19 protein-coding genes are annotated in these 19,269 nt (G+C 44.0%); 11 read left to right on the plus strand and 8 right to left on the minus strand.

Annotation, left to right across the window (positions count from 1 at the left end):
- Nucleotides 1–57: 57 nt before the first annotated feature.
- Nucleotides 58–1,002 carry a helix-turn-helix transcriptional regulator gene (locus tag KCTCHS21_RS13740; protein ID WP_130609038.1) on the minus strand — a complete coding sequence of 315 codons (945 nt, stop codon included), beginning with the start codon at nt 1,000–1,002 and terminating at the stop codon, nt 58–60.
- Nucleotides 1,003–1,106: 104 nt separating this feature from the next.
- Between KCTCHS21_RS13740 and KCTCHS21_RS13745 the strand changes: the two genes are divergently transcribed.
- On the plus strand, nt 1,107–1,931 hold the full coding sequence (locus KCTCHS21_RS13745; protein WP_130609041.1) for an alpha/beta fold hydrolase: 825 nt from the start codon (nt 1,107–1,109) through the stop codon (nt 1,929–1,931).
- A 190-nt stretch (nt 1,932–2,121) separates the two neighbouring features.
- On the opposite strand, the gene KCTCHS21_RS13750 is transcribed toward KCTCHS21_RS13745, so the two are convergent.
- From KCTCHS21_RS13750 to KCTCHS21_RS13760, 3 genes are read right to left on the minus strand one after another with little or no spacing between them, the layout of a single operon-like run.
- The gene (locus KCTCHS21_RS13750) at nt 2,122–2,745 is read right to left on the minus strand and encodes an ABC-2 transporter permease (protein ID WP_130609044.1); all 624 of its coding nucleotides are present in this window, start codon (nt 2,743–2,745) and stop codon (nt 2,122–2,124) included.
- Complete coding sequence (locus KCTCHS21_RS13755; RefSeq protein WP_130609047.1) at nt 2,738–3,604, minus strand: ABC transporter ATP-binding protein; 867 nt, start codon at nt 3,602–3,604, stop codon at nt 2,738–2,740. Before KCTCHS21_RS13755 ends, KCTCHS21_RS13750 begins: the two co-directional genes overlap by 8 nt.
- Nucleotides 3,601–3,984 (minus strand): GntR family transcriptional regulator, encoded by a 384-nt coding sequence (locus tag KCTCHS21_RS13760; protein ID WP_130609050.1) that lies wholly within the window; start codon nt 3,982–3,984, stop codon nt 3,601–3,603. Before KCTCHS21_RS13760 ends, KCTCHS21_RS13755 begins: the two co-directional genes overlap by 4 nt.
- Before the next feature lie 425 nt (nt 3,985–4,409).
- On the opposite strand from KCTCHS21_RS13760, the gene KCTCHS21_RS13770 reads away from it, so the two are divergent.
- Both KCTCHS21_RS13770 and KCTCHS21_RS13775 read left to right on the plus strand, forming a co-directional pair.
- Entirely contained in the window at nt 4,410–5,594 is a 1,185-nt protein-coding gene (locus KCTCHS21_RS13770) for an NAD(P)/FAD-dependent oxidoreductase (protein ID WP_130609053.1), read from the plus strand.
- Nucleotides 5,595–5,633: 39 nt separating this feature from the next.
- Complete coding sequence (locus KCTCHS21_RS13775; RefSeq protein WP_130609056.1) at nt 5,634–6,497, plus strand: RNA polymerase sigma-70 factor; 864 nt, start codon at nt 5,634–5,636, stop codon at nt 6,495–6,497.
- A 187-nt stretch (nt 6,498–6,684) separates the two neighbouring features.
- Here KCTCHS21_RS13775 and KCTCHS21_RS13780 read toward each other — a convergent pair whose 3' ends face one another.
- Both KCTCHS21_RS13780 and KCTCHS21_RS13785 read right to left on the minus strand, forming a co-directional pair.
- Nucleotides 6,685–8,319: a helix-turn-helix domain-containing protein gene (locus KCTCHS21_RS13780; RefSeq protein WP_130609059.1), complete on the minus strand. Its 1,635-nt coding sequence runs from the start codon at nt 8,317–8,319 to the stop codon at nt 6,685–6,687.
- 99 nt (nt 8,320–8,418) lie between these two features.
- Nucleotides 8,419–9,426, minus strand: a complete 1,008-nt coding sequence (locus KCTCHS21_RS13785) for an ABC transporter substrate-binding protein (protein ID WP_130609062.1) — start codon at nt 9,424–9,426, stop codon at nt 8,419–8,421.
- 458 nt (nt 9,427–9,884) lie between these two features.
- On the opposite strand from KCTCHS21_RS13785, the gene KCTCHS21_RS13790 reads away from it, so the two are divergent.
- From KCTCHS21_RS13790 to KCTCHS21_RS13815, 6 genes are all read left to right on the plus strand, one after another.
- Nucleotides 9,885–10,304, plus strand: a complete 420-nt coding sequence (locus tag KCTCHS21_RS13790; RefSeq protein ID WP_130609065.1) for a GNAT family N-acetyltransferase — start codon at nt 9,885–9,887, stop codon at nt 10,302–10,304.
- A gap of 375 nt (nt 10,305–10,679) precedes the next feature.
- Nucleotides 10,680–11,531 (plus strand): type II CAAX endopeptidase family protein, encoded by an 852-nt coding sequence (locus KCTCHS21_RS13795; protein WP_130609068.1) that lies wholly within the window; start codon nt 10,680–10,682, stop codon nt 11,529–11,531.
- 77 nt (nt 11,532–11,608) lie between these two features.
- On the plus strand, nt 11,609–12,403 hold the full coding sequence (locus KCTCHS21_RS13800) for a Cof-type HAD-IIB family hydrolase (protein ID WP_130609071.1): 795 nt from the start codon (nt 11,609–11,611) through the stop codon (nt 12,401–12,403).
- Nucleotides 12,404–12,685: 282 nt separating this feature from the next.
- Nucleotides 12,686–13,255, plus strand: a complete 570-nt coding sequence (locus KCTCHS21_RS13805) for a MarR family winged helix-turn-helix transcriptional regulator (RefSeq protein WP_130609074.1) — start codon at nt 12,686–12,688, stop codon at nt 13,253–13,255.
- A gap of 105 nt (nt 13,256–13,360) precedes the next feature.
- Nucleotides 13,361–13,849, plus strand: coding sequence for a hypothetical protein (locus KCTCHS21_RS13810; RefSeq protein WP_179952676.1), 489 nt, complete (start codon nt 13,361–13,363; stop codon nt 13,847–13,849).
- 16 nt (nt 13,850–13,865) lie between these two features.
- Entirely contained in the window at nt 13,866–14,732 is an 867-nt protein-coding gene (locus KCTCHS21_RS13815; protein ID WP_130609077.1) for an SDR family oxidoreductase, read from the plus strand.
- 383 nt (nt 14,733–15,115) lie between these two features.
- Here KCTCHS21_RS13815 and KCTCHS21_RS13820 read toward each other — a convergent pair whose 3' ends face one another.
- Entirely contained in the window at nt 15,116–15,559 is a 444-nt protein-coding gene (locus KCTCHS21_RS13820; RefSeq protein ID WP_130609080.1) for an Lrp/AsnC family transcriptional regulator, read from the minus strand.
- A gap of 178 nt (nt 15,560–15,737) precedes the next feature.
- Between KCTCHS21_RS13820 and KCTCHS21_RS13825 the strand changes: the two genes are divergently transcribed.
- The gene (locus tag KCTCHS21_RS13825) at nt 15,738–16,907 is read left to right on the plus strand and encodes a serine hydrolase domain-containing protein (protein WP_130616505.1); all 1,170 of its coding nucleotides are present in this window, start codon (nt 15,738–15,740) and stop codon (nt 16,905–16,907) included.
- 152 nt (nt 16,908–17,059) lie between these two features.
- Nucleotides 17,060–18,274, plus strand: coding sequence for an MFS transporter (locus KCTCHS21_RS13830; protein ID WP_130609083.1), 1,215 nt, complete (start codon nt 17,060–17,062; stop codon nt 18,272–18,274).
- A gap of 61 nt (nt 18,275–18,335) precedes the next feature.
- Here the strand turns inward: KCTCHS21_RS13830 and KCTCHS21_RS13835 are convergent, their stop codons facing one another.
- A complete protein-coding gene (locus tag KCTCHS21_RS13835) occupies nt 18,336–19,247 on the minus strand; it encodes a helix-turn-helix transcriptional regulator (RefSeq protein WP_130609087.1) in 912 nt (303 codons plus the stop codon).
- Nucleotides 19,248–19,269: the final 22 nt, after the last annotated feature.

The following is a 19,269-nucleotide window of genomic DNA, read 5'->3' on the forward strand; positions in this document are numbered from 1 at the left end:
AATCTTCCTCTCATAGTAGGATTCGTATAGGCAGCACATACTAGCAATTAGTAACGCTCAGCAGTCATATTTAGCCATGAGCTCGGTAAGGTTTATTTTAATACATTCCAGTAGTTCTGGTGGATGTGTGACTGTCGCTTCATTACCTAAGCCAATGAAAAACTTAGCGAAGAACAGAATGTCACGCTTCGAAATGCTCCCTTCAAGCCAACCGGTTCCATCCTGACGAATATGAAGCTTGGGTACTGGCCAAGGCTCAGCCTCACACAATTGGACACCCTCTTTCGTTAGTTCCGCATAAAGTGTGACATCCTCTTGCCCCGTGGGGCTATCCGATCCTCTATTTTCAAGGTGAATATGTCGAAGATCCATTGGTTTTAAGGCTGAATGAACGACAGAATGGATTCTGTCACATCGGAACACACGAACCTCATCGCTCTGGAAGCAATAGGCGGGACAGTACCATAAACCGTTCCTTGTATATATTCCAATGGGTTGTATTTCCCGATTTGATCGCTTTTCTCGAGATTCATACTCTATGAGTAACACTTTTTGCTGAATGGCTGCATCTAGCAGGATAGATAAATACGGAGAATTGATTTGCCTAATAGGAGTTACAAAATCGACACGGTTTTTCATTTGGTCAATCCGATCCTGGATGTCCTGTGGCATATAATAATAAAATTTGCTCAATGCCGAAGAAGATTCCGTTTCAAAAGGAAGGGAAGAATAGTGACGAAGGGCATGAACCGCAAAAAAGATAGCGATGGCTTCTTCCTCGGAGAAGGCTATAGGAGGCAGAATCCTTTCCTTTAATACCCGGTAACCACCATGAGGTCCCACTTCAGAGTATAGGGGCACACCTAATTCACTCAATTCCTGTAAATCCCTTAAAATCGTCCTCGACGATACGCTAAACTCACGGGCAAGCTCTTTTACCGTAAACTTACGTTTTCGGTTCACTGTCATCATTAAATCCATAAGTCTTTTTGCTTTGGACATGGCGATACTCCTTTTACTAACTACGACAATCATTGTCACTATTATCTGTTATGGTTGATATGAAAGCAAGTTGAAGATGATCTAGAACACAAGGAGGAAATGGCATGCTTCATTCACAAGATAATCAATTTGTGACAAGAAAATACTTCAGGTCCGGCAATATGAAACTCTCTTACCTTGACTTTGGTGGGGAGAGCTCACAAGTGTTACTCCTATTACACGGACATATGAATGATGCACGAACCTTTTCACAATTAGCGTTAAAATGGAAAGAAGATTGGCGAGTGATTGGTCTAGATCAGCGTGGTCATGGTTGGAGTGAACACTCTTCTGAAGCAGATTACTCAAGAGAAAGCTACTTGGAAGATATCCTTAACCTTATTCGCACTGAGCTGGGCGGACAAGCTGTAACGATACTGGGTCATTCTTTAGGCGGAATAAACGCATATCAGTTTGCTTCCCGTCACCCTGAATTTGTAAAGGCAGTTATTGTGGAAGACATCGGCGTAGAAATTCATTCTGACCTCTCTTTTGCGGAGAAGCTTCCCAACCGTTCTGATTCATTAGAAGAGCTGAGAGCATCACTTGAACGTATAGGAATTAAAGCCATCGATTATTTTGCGGAAAGTGTGTTTGAGGATGAAAAGGGCTGGGGGTTTCGTTCTGATCTCAAAGGGATGAAAATTTCTGCACAAAACATAAGTGGGATTTGGTGGGAAGATTGGCTAACCTCGTCATGTCCTATTCTTCTTATTCAGGGTAAAAAAAGCTTCGTATTAGACTCAAGCCAAGCTGAGCTCATGGCATCACGAAGACCAAATACAAAGCTTGTAGCTTTTGAACAATGTGGTCATGGTGTCCATTCCGATGACCCGAGTGGCTATTATCAGGTTGTAACGAATTTTCTTGATGAGCTGCAATTGAGATGAGTAAGGGGGTCAAATGAAAATGCACTGTGAGCAGCACTCCACACATGTGGAGTGCTTAATATTGATGGTACTGAAAGAATATTTGAGATGTGACAGTTTCGCTCAAGTGCTGTTTGAACCCTTTTTGTATGTATCTCTCATTTGATCAGTTCTCCTTATTATTCACTTGTTTAATTACCTAAGCAACCTCCTATAGGTCCTTTCTAGTAAACAGATTTACAGTTAAGTAATAGGAAGCAATGAAAAACAGTAAGATACCGATCGGGATAAGAAATAGCGTTTGGTCACTACTAAAGCCTTGGTCGTTCATCATATTCATAAAAATAGCTGTAGGTTGCGCCAGAGCAATTAGGATTATTAAAAATATGACATTTATAATGCCGGTTCCTTTTTTACTAAGTGTGTAAAAAAGCGGCATATAGATGGAAGTTAGAATAAGCAATATTCCTACTGGAACTAGTATGTCCATGACCGAATAGTCTGGCTTGTTTAGCTGTGGGACTGCTAATTTAACGAGCGAGTGAATCCCATAAGAAGCAAGAACTCCAAAAAGTGTATAAATGATGGCTGTTACGTATTTGGCTTGAACAATATTCTTGCGGCTAATCGGCAGCGTAACCAGAAAATTATGATTATTTTTTTTGATATCTATCATTGTACCGAGACTTAGTGTAGCAAAGGCTGTATAGATACCCACAAGTTGAATAGACGAATCTATTTTCATAAAAGCGATGCTGAATACAGCAAGATAAAGGAAAACCACTCCTAGTGAGCTTTTTAGAGCGATGAAGTCTTTACGAAGCAAGTTAAGCATGAATTCGTCCTCCCTTGGCGGTGAAATATATAATGTCTTCTAAGGATGGTTTGTCGAAAACAGCATAATTTCCAAACAACTGTAAGGCATCCTGCCTATTATCTACTAAGCCCTCAAAACCGACAGCAGTCTCACGAATCCCGATAAATTTACTTCGAATATCCGAATCAAGCAGTTGTAAGTCACCTTTGACGATTGCGTATCTCTCCAATACTTCATCTTTTGATTCATTAAATACGAGTTTTCCACGATTGATGAAAGTAATGTAGTCGGCAATACGATCCAAATCTGTTGTAATATGGGTCGAGAAAATAATGGAATTTCTCTCGTCCTGCATCATATCCGCAAGTAGATCGAGCAATTCCCTTCGAAATACAGGATCAAGTCCAGAGGTAGGCTCATCCATGATTAAGATTTCTGCCTCATGCGATAAGGCAATTGCAAGAGAAAACTTGATTTTCATCCCCTTGGATAATTCTTCGATCTTCTTCTTAGGGGACAACTCGAATTGTTCAAGATAGCGGTTAAACTTCTTTTCGTTCCACTTCTTATAGAACGGTGCGATCATCTTCTCCGTGTCACGAATCTTAAGATGTTCATAATAGTAGCATTCATCCGACACAATTCCGATGCGTTGTTTAATGTCAACTTCTTGTTTAGGCATATCGCAGCCTAGTATTTTCACGCTCCCTGAGTCTGGACGGACCATGCCGAGCATCATCTTGATCAAGGTACTTTTACCAACACCGTTCGGACCAATGAGTCCGGTAATGTAGCCTTGTTTTACATCCAAAGATATATTATCGACTGTAAATTGGGAGTATGTTTTCGTTAGATTACGTAATTCGATTACATTCATGTGTTCTGTTCCTCCTCGAAAAATAGTGTTATATGATCAATTAGATCTTGTTGATTCATGCTTAATTCCTTGCTTTCTCGAATGATTTCTATCATTTTCTCTTCTAATAGTTTCATGCGCTGCTCCCGTATAAAGTCTTTATTTGCTCCAGATACGAAACAACCCTTACCTACAACAGAGTCGATTAGTTTCTCTTTCTCCAATTCTTCATATACACGCTTAGTTGTAATTACACTAACTTGTAAATCCTTGGCAAGCTGCCTGATGGAAGGAAGGATTTCACCTGCTTTCAATTCACCGCTCAAGATGCACTGTCTAATCTGGTTTATAATCTGCATGTATATCGGATCGCTCGATGCGTTGGATATAATAATTTTCATGTTCCATCACCTCGCCCCCGTCAATAGAGTGTCTATCGTATATATATAATATACACACTATTACTTTGTTCGTCAATTTTATAATTTTTTTATTGTTTGAAAAGACGATACATGTGGAGTGCATAATACTTATGGTACGAAATTGAAAGAATAAGAAGTGAACATATATGTTAGTTAAACAATCTATACATCAAGGTACTTCAAGAACTAACATTGATATAGTAATAAAAAAACGGAGGAATAGTGGCCCAAAGCAAAGGAATATCTGATTGGTATCTCACCTATAAAACAAGAGTATGTAAGGTTGAAAGGGATTATGGATTTGAAAAGGTCTAGATTAATCGGTATTCGTCAACATATGTCTAATGTCACAAAACGCCCCCTTATCTCGTTTTATTAGCAAAACAAAATAAGGAGTGGTTGCAATGAAAGAATTGATATGTATCATCGTTGGCGGAGGATATGCGGGCATTAATACGGTTAATGCGATTCGAAAAACGTTTAAGGGTGATGCAAGCCAGCGTCCGCTTCGACTTATTCTAATCGACAAGAATCCCTATCACTTTCGCAAAGTTTTGCTTTTTAAGCCTGCGGCTGGAAACGAAGATATAATTGTCCCACTGACAAGGTTGTTTCCCGAGGGGGTTGAAATCGTTCAGGCTACCGTAACCAAAATCGAATCAGAGAAGAGAAGGCTGCTTTATCAGGATGCCGAAGGAAATGAGAATTCGATGAAATATGACATTCTCGTTTTGACGGTAGGCAGCGTCGTACGGCAACCCGACCTTGATCAGGGGGGAGTGGCATTGGCGAGCTTGGATGCCGCGTGGAAGATCAGAGAGGCGTGGCGCACGAATATGCAAAAAGCCGTTAAGGAAACAAACGCGAAAGAGCGTCAGAGATTAATGACCATTGCCGTTGCGGGAGCAGGCATAAGCGGCATCGAGACATCTGCCGAACTGGCTCATTTCGTTCGAGAAGATGCACAGCAATTGGGACTTGACCCGAGTGCTGTAAGGATAAAATTATTTAACGCGAATAATAGGCTGTTCCCGGATGGCCCGGCCAAGGTAGGGCTTAAACTGGAACGTTCACTTGAAGCTTGCGGAGTAACCGTCTTACAAGGGAGCAGAGTATTACAGGAGAAAGAGGGAACGCTTACCTTATCTAGCGGAGAAACGATGTCCGTCGGTCTATGTGTTTGGACGCTGGGGCTGTTACCCAATCCAATGCTGAGAAACATCGGGTTACCGGTCACTCCGGAAGGATACGTGATCGTAGATGCAAGTTATCGTGTTCAGGGTGCTCAGGGTGTATACAGTATCGGCGACTGCGCCCGAATCGTAGACCCTGCTAGCGGACGGGCGGACGGGAAGACGTGTAAGGAAGCGACTGCTCAAGCGGCAAGGCTTGGAAAGATTTTGTCGGCGGATATTGAAGGGCGCTCTGCCCCTTCGCATAAGGGGTTTATAGACTTTTTCTGCTTTGGCTTAGGTCCGGGGCATGGAATGGCATGGACACGTATATGGGGGGTAGATATTATTTTTACGGGAAAGCTGGGTTGGCGACTGAGAAAATTCACATGGGATTCGGCAAGCCTGTTAAAATAATGTAAATAGAGGATTAGAGGATAAGGATGGAAGTGTAAGATGCAAGAGTTATATGAGCAATATAAAGGGCTGCTGTTTACGCTTGCCTACCAGCTGACCGGGTCGGCCTCCGATGCGGAGGATGTTGTCCAGGACGTATTCCTGAAGATAAATGACGTAGATCTGGCGCGTTTGGTTGAACCGAAAGCATATTTGTGCAAAATGGTGACTAATCGCTGTCGGGATTTATTCAAATCGGCTCGTAAACGGCGTGAACTGTATTTCGGACAATGGCTTCCTGAGCCCATTCTTACTCCCAATGATGAAACGTTTGAAGCGGTTGTTCGTGACGAGCTGTTGTCTTATGCTATGCTCGTGTTGCTTGAAAGGTTATCCCATACGGAACGGGCGGTGTTCGTGCTACGTGAAGCGCTCGGCTTTGAATATTCAGATATTGCTGAGCTTGTTGACAAAAGTGAAGCAAATTGCCGCAAACTGTTCAGTCGTGCGAGAGGAAAGATGGGGATAACCCTCGATGAGCAGGTTCACTCAGAAGCGGCGAGCGAAGAGTGGGTCCGTCGATTCCTGAAGGCTCTCGAACTGGGAAACGTGGACACGGTTGTATCCATACTCGCCGAAGATGTCGTGTTGGTCTCTGATGGAGGGGGCAAAGCGTTCGCCGCCGTCCATCCTATTGAATCGCGCGATCTCGTCGCACGGTTCCTTCTAGGTCTAATACGTAAGGCCCCTCATTACGAAGGTGGTATGCATGTCGAGATGACGGATATAAATGGTCAAACAGGGCTTATTGTCCGTTCAGGCGAGCACATCGAAGTTGTTGTACTGATACACGTTGAGAAAAATGCGATTTGCAATCTGTACTTTGTTAGGAATCCGGATAAGCTGAGGCTCTTATTGAAATGAAAAAGAGAATTCGAAAAAGATATACCAAAATAGACCGCCTTATATATGGCGGTTCTTTTGGGTTAGATATAAGGAGTTATCGAGAAACGAAAGCTTTAGCAAAAAACATGTCGTGAAACATACGCTTGACATAGCAAATATGTCCTATTTTGAAAATATCGCGTTCGAGTGATTTGTGCATTATCTTTTATGACCAAAGCCGAGTGAAATGATTTAGCGTATAACTGCTTGTCCAAGCGTCGTCTGAATTCCAATGGGAACTAAGAAAATGTACGCTTCCGTTTTTTACAGCAGGCAGAGTGCTCCAACCAGGCAAGCTTTGCAAAGCCTTTTTGGCAGACCGCATGTTATTAGATGGTCGGACTAAAATAAATAATCGATCCCCTAAAGCGTATTGATCGATAATATTCGGATCAATGTGGATATAATAGTCTCCGTGATTTGGCCGAATGTGCTGTATGCGCTCATCCCTTTTAAAGCCCATCGGATGATAAATAATTCGTAGTAATCCTCTATTGCGATGCATTAGATACAGCTCTCTATTAGAGTCATAGAAGAGGACAACCGCTGTTTCCTTTTCGGACTTTCTAGTCTGAAGCTCTCTCCATATCAGCTCGCATCTTATGTCATATTCTTCTATCCATTTCTTGGTTGTATCGTATACGCCAAGAATTTCACCGAGCTTTCTTAGCCGATTATGCATCGAAGCATACTCATTCAAGCCAACGGTTGGTGCAATTTCACTGACCTGAGGGGATTGCTCACAGGCATAACGACTCAGTAGCACGAGATCCGGGTTAAGTTCACGTACTTTCTCCAAATTGACTGGAAAACCAATATCCTGTGTTCGCTCCAACTGATGGATGACAGGTTCATAGTTGTAGAACCGCAAGCTTGCTCCGATAGGAGCAATCCCCAATGCAAGCAAGTCGCCTAACGTGCTTGCATCGTCATACACGATACGTTTGGCTGACGAAGGGACGAGCTGGGTTATTCCACGCCAGTCCTTAACCTGCTGCTGATGATTTTGTATGCGTGTATATTGCCCAGGAGACATGCCCATTAATTGCTTGAATCGACGGTTAAAATATTGCTCGTCATCATAACCGACTTTTTGGGCAACCTCCCATATCCGTTCATTCGTACTGCTTAAAAGTCTCTTTGCTTCTTCCATTCGCAAATGAGTAATATAGCTGCTTGGGTTGCAGCCAGTCAATTGTTTGAAGCTACGTAGATATTGCCATCGTGGAAGCTGTGCCCTATCAGCTAACTGCTGTACACTGACATTCATGGAATAGCTATTGTGCAAAAAATGCAGGGTTTCTTCTACTGCATGGTTTGGGTCAAAGCATACTTGCTGTTCCTCAAGTGTTCGTTGTTCTACTAAAAGAGTAAGCAGGTATAAAAAATGCTGCTGCTTATGCAACTGAAGCAACACATCCTGCTCATCTGGCTTATGAGCAATGCTTTCTGTGCATTTAATAAGATTTGACAGCGGTAAATAAGTTTTTCCTGTAATTGACTTTATGAGCTGATCAGTTGCCCCCAAACTTTTCTGCTGCTCTATCGAAATAAAGGTTAACAAATAAAGCCTGCTGGATATATGCACCTTCAAGCTACAGAGGTGATTCGGTAGAAGAAGTGTACAAGTTCCAGCCTCAGCTATACTATTATGCTGCTGGAATTGCATGCTCAGCCTTCCTTGAATGACAATAAGCAAACGATAATTGTCTGAACTACTCAGCTCAAGCGAATCCTCACCGCTGTAGGTTTGGGTAAGCACATCGGTTAACACAAGCGAGAACATGTTGCCACCTGCCATGTAATTGTGATTTTATTACTATAGTGAAAGAGGCTTCAACTTCTAATAGCCACCTCCAAGAAAATGAAAGTGGCTTACAATAGTGTTGTAATTTTTTATTTATTTGAACATTTCAGTTTCTAATATTTTGGGGAAAGTCTCAATCAGCTTTCGAGTAGTAACTACGTCACTATCATTGTATTCAAGAGGAATATAATGGACTTTTCCATTTTTGACAGGCTCCAGGTTTTGAAACAAACTGCTTTCCCGTAACTGCTTAAAGCCTTCCTTGGCTTCAACGTTGTTGTCGTAAAGAATAAACAGGTTGTCTGCAATCAAGGAACTATGCATCTCTTCCTCAGTTATTTGAATATACGGAAGGCTGGTTGTCGGATTTAGTGAAGCTACTTTCTCAGACATTTTGTAGCCAAGAGGGTGATTAATAAGATCGAACAAAGCAAAATTTTTCATAAGATACATTTCTTTGTTCCAGTAGTACACGACGACAGCGGCAGTCTCATTATCTGCAATTTTTCCCTGCTCTCGCAACGATTTAAACATCTTCTCCGTTTTTTCCTCAAGATCATTAATGATGCTTTGGGCCTCTTTTTCCTTGCCGACCACTTTACTAATCGCCGTAAGGCGATCCTTGAGGGGCAAGTACTCATCAAAGTTAGCGACATGTGCGATTTTGCTCAACATATTGTATTCGTCAGCTTGCGTCTCATAACCCAGAATTATCAAATCAGGGGATAAGCTCAGAACCGTTTCAAGGTTGGTGGGCATTCCGATATCTGGCGCCTGCTTGCTTAAATGATCATGGATTGGCTTTAAGATTGAGGACTTTTGAAAATAGCGATGAGGATAACCTACTGGTTCAAAGCCTAATTCCTGCAAATCAATGATAGCCCCTGAGCCTGCAGCAACAACAACTCTTTGTGGATTTGCAGGGATTGTAACCTCGCGACCTGTAAAATCAGTGTACTTTTTCGTCACTGTTTCAGTTTCATTGGCAGAGTTTGAACCTTTCTCAGTAGATGCTATTGTATTGCTCTGTGCCTGAGACCCACAAGCACAAAGCAGGACGATGCATAGTAATAAAACAAAGGACGATAAATAGTTTTTCATTCCTAGCCTCCTATTTCAAATGTTAAAATTGATAACGATATTCATTATCAATTGATAGTTTGAGAATAGCACATATCAAAATTAGCAACAATGGATTTTTGATAGGATTTTTGTACAGGCGTACCCTCGTCGCACATGGGTTCTTGTAAACACCATACATAAATAATAGTATAGGATTTAGGCGGTACATTCGAGCTTGTACATCTTGAACATAAGAACGGCAAGGAAATAAATATTGTATTACATAAAGCCACTAATAATGGGGAATATAAATATGTAGTATCTGAAAATGGTGTAGACCGCCCATTAATCCAAGGTGCAAAAAACTATTTTAATAAAACGGACGAGTACATTACGATCACGAGAGAAAAGGTTTTACATGATAAAATTAAACAAGCTCTAAAGGCGAAATAAACCCAATGTATATTCGGGAGTCATTAAAGAGAGTGAGAGTGCAAATGATTATTAAAGTAGCAAGTGAATCAGACTACGCTGATTTAAGACATATCTATCTAGAATCTCGCCGTAAAAGTTTTCATTGGGCCAATAAAGAAGAGATGGCTTTAGAAGACTTTGATAAGCATACTGTAGATGAGCATATCCTTTTAGCAGAGGAAGATTCTCGTATCCTTGGATTTGCTTCTGTATATTTGCCTGAGGATTTTATTCATCATTTATTCGTTCATCCTGATTTCGCAGGTAAGGGTGTTGGTGGTCAATTGCTTAAAGCCTCCATAGAAAAAATGAATAAGCCAATTAAATTGAAATGTGTATCCGAAAATCATAAAGCAATGAAGTTTTACGAGAATAATGGTTGGAAGAAAGTTGTTGAAGAAGGTAAGTCAGAGGAAAGATATTGGGTTATGGTATATGAATAAGGAAGGCACTGGGGCTTCATCATGAGGCTCCAGCTCGTCTTGTAGTCATTGCAAAAGCAAGAGACTATATCAATATTTAGAATTCCATATACATAGAGTCAGACTGTCGAGAAGCCTCGACGGTCTTTCTTATGCTCTGTTATTATAACGCGACACCGCGTTATCTTGGTGTTATGGGTGTTTTAATCAGGAGCGGAATCGAAGACCATCAAGGAAAAAATACGCCATTTCAGTCGTTTGGCTAGACTGTAGTTTTGTTCTTTGCTAGGCTTCGGACTGGGATGAAAACGGGACTTGAGCTTGTTCTGATCATGGTGGAGCAATTGCTATACTTCTAAATGGAAATACATACTTCGAAAAAGGAGCTCCATCATCATGAAGACAAACTTTAGCAACACACCTGTCACAAGCTCAGACGGGGAGAAGGAGCGTATTCGTTTCGCTAGGCGGGGACTTTTCGTTTTCTTCGCAATGCTCATTCCTCTTTCTATACTCGGGTACGTGCTGGCATTGAAATCCGAAATCTTTGTTCTACTCCTAATGTGGGCACCTGGCCTGTCCTCCATCTTCAGCCGCCTGCTGCTGCGTGAAGGCAAAGCGGATTTATCCCTGAAGGTGGGGGGAAGGCAAACACTGAAGAAATTGCCTTTTATATTGCTGTTTCCTGTATTCATTGGCCTTATTGCCTACGGAACTGCCTGGGTTACGGGGCTTGTACAATACGTCACACCGGATTCGTTCATTAAGGGATCACCTGCGGTTGTATTTATGGGACTTTTACTCATGCAAATGGTTGTCGGCACAATTGTAGGTCTGATCGGCGGTATTGGTGAGGAACTCGGATGGCGAGGCTATATGCTTACTCGGCTTATCGATGCCCGTGTTCCTTACCCGATTCTAACTAGCGGGGTCATCTGGGGGGTATGGCATCTTCCCGTAATGATTGCCGGGGCTTATTATTCAGGTCCTTACCCTGTTCTCTCTATTATTTTATTTATGATTTCGATTACCTCCTTCGGCTTCATTATAGGGCGTCTACGGCTAACAACTGGCAGTGTATGGCCAGCGGTTTTCTTGCATGCGTCATGGAATGCAATCATTCAGGACGTTTTCGATGCATCCTCCGGTGGTAAGAATGTGCTGCTGTGGACGGGAGAGTCCGGAATTATAGTAGCTCTTACCTTACTGGCTGCGGCATGGTTTTTTTCGAAGAGCAGGGCAGGATAATACAACTTTTCTGTTGACGACATCTTAATTAAGTAGTATTATTCTTCCAATTTATCTTGTTTGAAAGGAGAGTACAGATGTCAAATATTCAGGCAATCGTACTGGACTTGGACGGAACATTGCTCAGTAGTGATAAATCGATCTCTCCTAGAAATTATCAGGCTGTTAAAAGATGTTTTGATTCTGGAATGCATATTATTATTGCCACGGCGCGGCCACCTAGAGCGGCTAATCAATTTTTGAAGAAGTTCCCTTTTGTAGACTACATGGTTTACTACAACGGTGCTTTAGTTACATGCAAATCTACACAAACTGAGCGACACATTAGTATCCCTATGGAGATTAGTCAACGGATTAACAAATTCATCGAGTTACGAGTACCCCAGTCGATAATTTCATATGAGGTTAATGATTTATGGTATACGTGTAGACCAGTTCCCGACTCCCAATGCGCTCAATTAGGTATTCGCTCGAATGACCCGAAACCCCAGGTTGTTGATAAAGATTATATTAGTTCACTGTCCCCGATCAAAATATTGGTTCTAGGTTGCACCACATGGAGGGATATTTGCGAGCAATTCGGTGACCATGTGAACGTCATCGCAACTGATGAAGGAGTATTGGTCCAAATCATGCATAAACTAGCCTCAAAGGAAAAAGCCGTACAATGGGTGTTAAGCGAAATCGGAGTGAAATCAGAAAATGTAATGGTATTCGGGGATGATTTTAACGATTTAGGCCTATTCCATATATCCGGATTTTCGGTCGCAATGGACAATGCGATAATTGAACTAAAGAACTGTGCAGCCCACATAACCGATTCTAATGATAATGATGGTGTCGCTGTTGCAATTGAGAAATTTGTGGTGTAATCATTTTGCAGATATTGATTCAACTAACGGATTAAGATCGTTCAATATTTTGTGAAAATTAGTTACTCCACACATTCTATCACTTGGTTTGCCGCTACTGCCATTGCTTTGGCATTCGGGGCTGTACATTTATCACGACGAATAAACAGTCAATGACCGCTCTCGGAGTGTTGAAAAAGCTCTCGCATCCCGATCAAAACTATAAGCTGCCGAAAGCCATAAGCGGAGATGGAGGCGAAAAAATGTGTTGACACAAAAATGATTAGGCGCCATACTATGTACATGGCGAACAATAAAAACGTAATAACGGATAGTCATGCTGTCCCTTCACTTGTCCAAACGAAGCGTCAAATTGAACGCTACGGGTTGAACGTCGATGCGCAAGCCGTACTCGTCGCGTCTAGGCTAATGACCGCCGGAGCCAAGCTTGAACATGCCGCGGAGATTCATTTTTCCAGATTCGGCTTGTCAACAGGCCGGTATCGTTTATTGGCGGATCTTGAAGATCATCAGGGTGAAGAGCTGCCCTCGCAATTGGCGGAGCATCTTGGCGTAACGCGTGCTACCGTGACGGGGCTTATCGACAATCTCGAACGGGACGGTTACGTATCGCGCCGAGCCAGTTCGGCGGACGGCCGTCAGAAATCAGTCATCTTAACGGAAAATGGAGCGAGCAAGCTTCGCGACATGGCTTCGGAGCACTTCGAGAGACTGGAAGCGATGGTCCGATTGCTTACGGTCGAGGAGCGCAGTGTGTTTCTCGATCTGCTAGGCCGGGTGACGCAAGGTATGTCGGCATTGACTGACGATCCGGGCGCATCTAAGGCAAAAGGAAGCATACAGAAAGGGTAAAAAGGGCTAGTCATGCTAGCCCTTATTTACCGCCATATAGTTAGGTGGCTAATTATATGGCGATATAAACAGTTACAGAACATTATCGAAAAAAGGGGTGACAACATGAGTAATGTGAAGCATTCGCACAAAAAGGATTCTGCTTATGTCCTTGCATCAGAGGGTTCCGAAGAGAAAGGTTTTGTACTATGGCGCGAAGTGCTGATGGCCTATGTTTCGCCCGCCGTCATGGCAGGCATCGGGGGACTGATCACGGGCGACAGGAGCCTTCAGATTGCCGCATTGACCACAATTGGGGGAACGTCCGCGTTGATCGCATGGCTGTTAGGGCTTTGGCTGCGCAAACGGGGGAGGAGCAAACGATGGGTTGTCGGGCAACCTCGTTTGCTAGTCGTTGTCATGTTCGCGATAATCTGCGCTTCGCTCGGCTTTTTCGCCGCATGGTTGACGAACAGAGTGCCGGATATGGTTGGTTTGAGCGACTATTCGATTTGGTTTGATCGCGTCTGGATCGATTTTCCGTTATCCGGCACGATCGCAAGTACGATCATGACATGGCGTTGGCACAAGGCATTCAAAAAAATCACGCATTAAACGGAGGAGATAGAAGATGATAGCGATTATTGGAGCAACAGGTACGATAGGGAGCGAACTTTTGAAACGTGTGGTCGATCTTGGGGTGCCCGCTCGGGCGCTAAGCAGGGAACCGGAGAAGCTGCGCAACCGGCTCGGAGATGTAAGTAAGGCCACGATCGAGGTGGCAGCTGCCGATGCTGCAGATCCAGAATCTCTGCGCCGCGCGTTTGCCGGAGCGAAGCAGCTCTTCTTGGCGATGTCCAACAGCCCAAGACAGGTAGAAATAGAAACGTCAATCATTCGCTTCGCCGCCGAAGCCGGCATCGAGCATGTCGTCAAAATATCCAGTCCAGCCTTCGAGGAACGTTCGCCCGTGGCAGTCGCCGGCTGGCATCGCGATATCGAATCGGTCTTGGACGAGTCCGGTATGACTCGAACCGTATTGCGTCCCTATGCGTTCATGCAAAACTTGCTGCACCATGTACCGACGATTACATCTCAAGGTGCTTTCTTCGGCGTCATGGGTGATGCGCCTTGCAATTTCATCGATTGCCGGGATATCGCGGACGTTGCCGCAGAGGTTCTGACCAACCGGGAGGCGGCCGGACGTATTTATACGCTTACCGGATCGGAGATCAACAGTTATCCGCAGATCGCGGATAAGCTATCCACTTTGCTAGGCAAAACGATTCGCTATATAAACGTGGAGCCTCAAGCGATGCTTCGCAATCTGATAGAGCAAGGGCGCATGCCCCCATGGCTCGCAAACCATGTAGTGGAAATTCAGACGATGTCTACGGTGGTGCCGGAAAGGCCGACGAACGACGTCACGCGTTTGCTCGGCAGACAGCCCCGAACGCTGGATGGGTTTCTGCAAGAGAATGCAGAAATATTTCGGTAGCATCTGTAATTACCGTGTTCTCCAAACCAAACCGTCTGAATCGGCTGACGCAGCCTTCAGGCGGTTTTTGCGATTAAAGCTATTCCGGTTCTCTAGGCCAACCAGATGAAGCCATATCGGTCATGCACTTAAGGAACGTGGAATTACCCAGAGAATGTCTCGTAAAGGTAATTGTTGCGATAATTCTGTGATGGAGAATTTCTTTGGTTGAAATGCTTGCAGAATCCTTCCACGAAGCTAGAGTTGGTATGTCACTTAACTCGAAAGACGATTGATGATGAAACCTTCAAACTTAGCATCTCAGGAACAGGAAACCGTGGAGTTTATGAAGCAGTTCCAAGAGGGTTTGTAAATTAAACAACGTCTATCTAACTCAGCGTGTTTTAGTTTTCTTCTTCAAGAGAAGGAATAAGAAATTTATGGTCGATAGGTGATGACATCACGATTAGAATCGTGTAGGTCCCGTATTTATCACATTGATTTCCGAACTCCTCGAGGGCACGTGTGGAGTCGGTTATTACTTTTAATAAATAGTTATGTTCTCCACTGATACGGTTACATTCTACGACCTCGGCAGAAGAACGGCAGAAATCAAGGAATGCATGACAATCCCTTGAATGAAACAGCATGTAGGCAGCAGCATGTTTTCCAATTTTTTCAGGGGAAATTATGGTGCGATACTCGCTGATGATCCCTTTTTCCTCCATACGCCTAACTCTTTCTGTTACTGCGGGTTGTGATAAACCGACACATTTTCCTAGTTCCGTCATTGAAATTCTCGCTTGGCTTTGAAGGTGGAAAAGGATTTGCTTATCAACGTGGTCCATTAAAATCGACTCCTTTAAATTTAAGGTATTCTCTATAAACAAGCTTGTAATTAATCGTTACAAGGCTAATTTAACTTGGGTGCCTTATGTAAACAAGTTAACTTATTTTATATAATATACTTACAATAGTAAAGTGTTGGATGCTTTAACTATTTCGAAAGGATGAAGAATGTTGAGTATGTTGTATTCAAACAAAATTAATCCAGATTGTTTACCAGGTCGCATTGATCAAGTAATCGATCGAACGCTTGCCGACAAGCGATTGGTCGGTGCTGTCATTAAAGTGGCAATAGATGGGGTTATGGTTTATAGCCGTGCTGCTGGTCTTGCCGACCGCGAGATGAACCGGACCATGCGTGAAGATGCCTTATTCCGGCTTGCCTCGGTTACCAAACCTATCGTTTCAACTGCAGCCCTAGTGCTGGTTGCGCAAGGTCGCCTACAGCTGGACGATCGCGTTGATCGTTGGCTTCCTGAGTTTAGGCCACGTTTGCAGAACGGTGAGTTCGCTACGTTGACGATTCGTCATTTGATGACGCACACCGCGGGTCTGACTTACCGCTTCTTTCAAGAAGAGAATGGTTCCTATCAGCAAGTCGGGGTATCGGATGGCATGGATCAGTCTAGTATCACGTTAGAAGAGAACCTGCGTCGTATAGCCTCTGTTCCGCTCCTTTATACGCCAGGCACCGAGTGGAAATATTCCATCGCGACAGATGTGCTAGGAGCAGTAATTGCAAAGGTTACAGAAACACCTCTCAGCGAGGCCATACATTCGCTGGTGACAAAGCCGCTTGGCATGAGTGACACGGGTTTTATTGCAATCGACCCCGAACGCCTGGCCAATGCCTATGCGAATGATGCAGCTGAACCAAGGCTTATACAAGATCACGATAGCCTTGCTTTTATGGAAGGCACAGCGGGCTTCCGCCTAGCACCTGGCCGGGCTCTTGACACTACTGCCTATCACTCAGGGGGAGCCGGCATGGTCGGTAGCGCCGGGGACTTTTTGCAGCTACTGGAAACATTACGCAAGGGCGGAGCGCCCCTGCTGCCGGAGTCTATGGTTCGCGAAATGACTTCCAACCAGATAGGTGATCTGCCAATGGCTTTTTGGCCAGGGCGAGGCTTCGGCCTAGGCATTACGTTGCTTAAGGATCCTGTCGCAGCAGACACTCCGGAATCACCGGGTACATGGCGCATGGGTGGCACCTATGGTCATTCGTGGTTCGTCGATCCAATGCAGCGGCTCAGCGTCGTGGCGTTCACTAATACTGCACTTGAAGGCATGTCGGGTCAGTTTACTGTTGACCTGTGTGAAGCCGTTTATGACAGGGTGAAAAAATAGAGAACGAACACAAGAGTCTTGGTCCGGTATGAACGGCCAAGGCTCTCTGTGTAGTAGAGACTAAAGAAGTAATTATTTTATTGCAAATTAGGCGATTAATCGCTTAGAAGTAGATCATATTATCAACAATTTATTAAGAGAGGTGCTTCGAAATGAGCCAAAACACAGCTTCTGCCACACAGAGTGCCTCCAGCACTCCCTCTTCTGAACGTCTCCCATGGGCTGGATTACTCTCTCTTGCTATGACGGGGTTTATCTGTATTCTTACTGAAACGATTCCGGCCGGCTTGTTGTTCCAAATAGGTGATGGGCTTGGAGTCTCGGAGGCTCTTGCGGGTCAACTTGTCACCTTGTACGCCCTTGGTTCACTGTTGGCCGCGATCCCCTTAACGACCGCGACGCGCGGATGGCGGAGGCGACCACTGCTACTAATGTGCATCCTTGGTTTTCTCGTATTCAACACCGTCACTACTCTTTCTTCCAATTATACTCTGACCCTGGCAGCTCGGTTCTTCGCGGGCGTATCGGCTGGTGTCTTATGGGGTATGTTAGCAGGGTATGCCCGACGCATGGTGCCGGAGTCACTAAAGGGACGAGCTATGGCGGTGGCAATGGTCGGTACGCCTCTTGCTCTGGCACTTGGTGTCCCAGCTGGAACATTCCTCGGTACCCTTGTGGGCTGGCGCTCTGTCTTCGGAATCATGTCGCTTCTGGCTCTGATGCTGGTCATCTGGGTGGTTTGGAAGCTACCGGACTATCCAGGAGAGGCTGCAGACAAGCGGCTCTCTCTCCAAAAGGTCTTCGTCATTCCGGGGGTGCGGCCGATACTGTTCGTCGTTCTGGCTTGGGTGCTAGCACATAACATCTTGTATACCTATATTGCACCGTATCTTGCCCAGGCTGGGCTTACCCAGCGCGTGGACTTGGTACTGCTTATATTCGGCATTACAGCGCTTGTTGGAATCTGGGTTATCGGTGTTTTGATCGACCGCAAACTGCGGCCATTGGTTCTGATCAGCCTTACTGCTTTCGCCTTGGCGTCCGTCGCACTAGGCATAAGTAGCAGCCAGCCCGTTGTGATCTACCTAGTGGTTGCTGTGTGGGGGTTGACGTTCGGGGGCGCGGCGACTTTGCTACAGACAGCAGTTGCTGATGCTGCTGGCGAGAGTGCAGATGTTGCCCAGTCGATGCTGGTGACAGCATGGAACCTAGCCATTGGGGGCGGCGGTTTGTTGGGTGGTATTCTTATTGAAACACTAGGTGTCGGTTCTTTCCCGTGGGCATTATCTATTCTATTGATCCTTGCGCTACTAGTAGCATGGCGCGCTAGAGAACACGGATTTCCTTCAAAGTTGAAATCGAGATAGACGATGGAACTATTGTTGCAGAATCCTCTTATGACCGCTATTAGCGCCCAACGGGACCTTTTCAGGAATACTTATCTATCATTTCAGTTAAATATTTCCGAAAGTCTTCAATATATGTTTTGGGTTCTACGACATGTAGATTTGTGCCGAAGCTTGCTAGAAATTGAAATCCCGTACTGCCTTGAGGAACATAAATAGTTGCTAATAAAAATTCAGCACTATAGTTTTCAATACTTTTTCGACCGTACCTTTCAATAAACTGATCTTTTATACTAGGAGAAATCAATGCCTTAATAGCGACTAGTTGTGGTTGATAACTTGCTTCGGGTTCTTGTTCTAATAAATATTCTCTAGGGATAAATGTTTTCTCATCCATATTAAGCTTATCGATCCGAGATAATTTAAACGTTCTATTACTCATCCGATGTAAACAGAATCCTTTCAAGTACCAACTCATTTCGCTAAAATGAAGCTGATAGGGCTCGACAATTCTATTCGACGTGGTGCCATTTTTATCTATATAATCAAATGAAACTAACCTTCTCTTTAAGATTGATTCTTGGCACGTCTTCAAGGTTTGATTAACCTCAGACCGACCTTCCCAATTATAAAATGACAGTTGAATTGAACTTTTCAGAGATAATGGGCTGACCATCGCTTCTATTTTTTTTATAGTAATTTCGACTTCTTCGCTAATGAGAATTTGTTCCAATCCGCCGAGCGCAGTTAATATATTCTCTAAGTCAGAGCTGCTTAAAAGACGTTTATCAACCTTGTATTCATCCATAATACCGTAGCCACCATTAACTCCATGGATAGAATAGATCGGGATGCTTGATAAGCTCAGTGTTTCCATATCGCGAAGAATCGTTCTTTTGGAAACATTAAATAATTGCGCGAATTCGTTAGTTGAAACGATATTTTTTTTCAGCAATATCATTATTATAGAAATAAGTCTCTCAACCTTGTCCATATTTCCTCCTCTTTTTTCTCCA

It is taken from the genome of Cohnella abietis (assembly GCF_004295585.1).
Taxonomy (GTDB): domain Bacteria; phylum Bacillota; class Bacilli; order Paenibacillales; family Paenibacillaceae; genus Cohnella; species Cohnella abietis.

What these genes read in the sequence shown, in the direction of transcription:
- KCTCHS21_RS13740 (WP_130609038.1), bottom strand. Translation starts at nt 1,002, where the DNA reads ATGTCCAAAGCAAAAAGACTTATGGATTTAATGATGACAGTGAACCGA.
- KCTCHS21_RS13745 (WP_130609041.1), top strand. Translation starts at nt 1,107, where the DNA reads ATGCTTCATTCACAAGATAATCAATTTGTGACAAGAAAATACTTCAGG.
- KCTCHS21_RS13750 (WP_130609044.1), bottom strand. Translation starts at nt 2,745, where the DNA reads ATGCTTAACTTGCTTCGTAAAGACTTCATCGCTCTAAAAAGCTCACTA.
- KCTCHS21_RS13755 (WP_130609047.1), bottom strand. Translation starts at nt 3,604, where the DNA reads ATGAATGTAATCGAATTACGTAATCTAACGAAAACATACTCCCAATTT.
- KCTCHS21_RS13760 (WP_130609050.1), bottom strand. Translation starts at nt 3,984, where the DNA reads ATGAAAATTATTATATCCAACGCATCGAGCGATCCGATATACATGCAG.
- KCTCHS21_RS13770 (WP_130609053.1), top strand. Translation starts at nt 4,410, where the DNA reads ATGAAAGAATTGATATGTATCATCGTTGGCGGAGGATATGCGGGCATT.
- KCTCHS21_RS13775 (WP_130609056.1), top strand. Translation starts at nt 5,634, where the DNA reads ATGCAAGAGTTATATGAGCAATATAAAGGGCTGCTGTTTACGCTTGCC.
- KCTCHS21_RS13780 (WP_130609059.1), bottom strand. Translation starts at nt 8,319, where the DNA reads ATGGCAGGTGGCAACATGTTCTCGCTTGTGTTAACCGATGTGCTTACC.
- KCTCHS21_RS13785 (WP_130609062.1), bottom strand. Translation starts at nt 9,426, where the DNA reads ATGAAAAACTATTTATCGTCCTTTGTTTTATTACTATGCATCGTCCTG.
- KCTCHS21_RS13790 (WP_130609065.1), top strand. Translation starts at nt 9,885, where the DNA reads ATGATTATTAAAGTAGCAAGTGAATCAGACTACGCTGATTTAAGACAT.
- KCTCHS21_RS13795 (WP_130609068.1), top strand. Translation starts at nt 10,680, where the DNA reads ATGAAGACAAACTTTAGCAACACACCTGTCACAAGCTCAGACGGGGAG.
- KCTCHS21_RS13800 (WP_130609071.1), top strand. Translation starts at nt 11,609, where the DNA reads ATGTCAAATATTCAGGCAATCGTACTGGACTTGGACGGAACATTGCTC.
- KCTCHS21_RS13805 (WP_130609074.1), top strand. Translation starts at nt 12,686, where the DNA reads ATGGCGAACAATAAAAACGTAATAACGGATAGTCATGCTGTCCCTTCA.
- KCTCHS21_RS13810 (WP_179952676.1), top strand. Translation starts at nt 13,361, where the DNA reads ATGAGTAATGTGAAGCATTCGCACAAAAAGGATTCTGCTTATGTCCTT.
- KCTCHS21_RS13815 (WP_130609077.1), top strand. Translation starts at nt 13,866, where the DNA reads ATGATAGCGATTATTGGAGCAACAGGTACGATAGGGAGCGAACTTTTG.
- KCTCHS21_RS13820 (WP_130609080.1), bottom strand. Translation starts at nt 15,559, where the DNA reads ATGGACCACGTTGATAAGCAAATCCTTTTCCACCTTCAAAGCCAAGCG.
- KCTCHS21_RS13825 (WP_130616505.1), top strand. Translation starts at nt 15,738, where the DNA reads ATGTTGTATTCAAACAAAATTAATCCAGATTGTTTACCAGGTCGCATT.
- KCTCHS21_RS13830 (WP_130609083.1), top strand. Translation starts at nt 17,060, where the DNA reads ATGAGCCAAAACACAGCTTCTGCCACACAGAGTGCCTCCAGCACTCCC.
- KCTCHS21_RS13835 (WP_130609087.1), bottom strand. Translation starts at nt 19,247, where the DNA reads ATGGACAAGGTTGAGAGACTTATTTCTATAATAATGATATTGCTGAAA.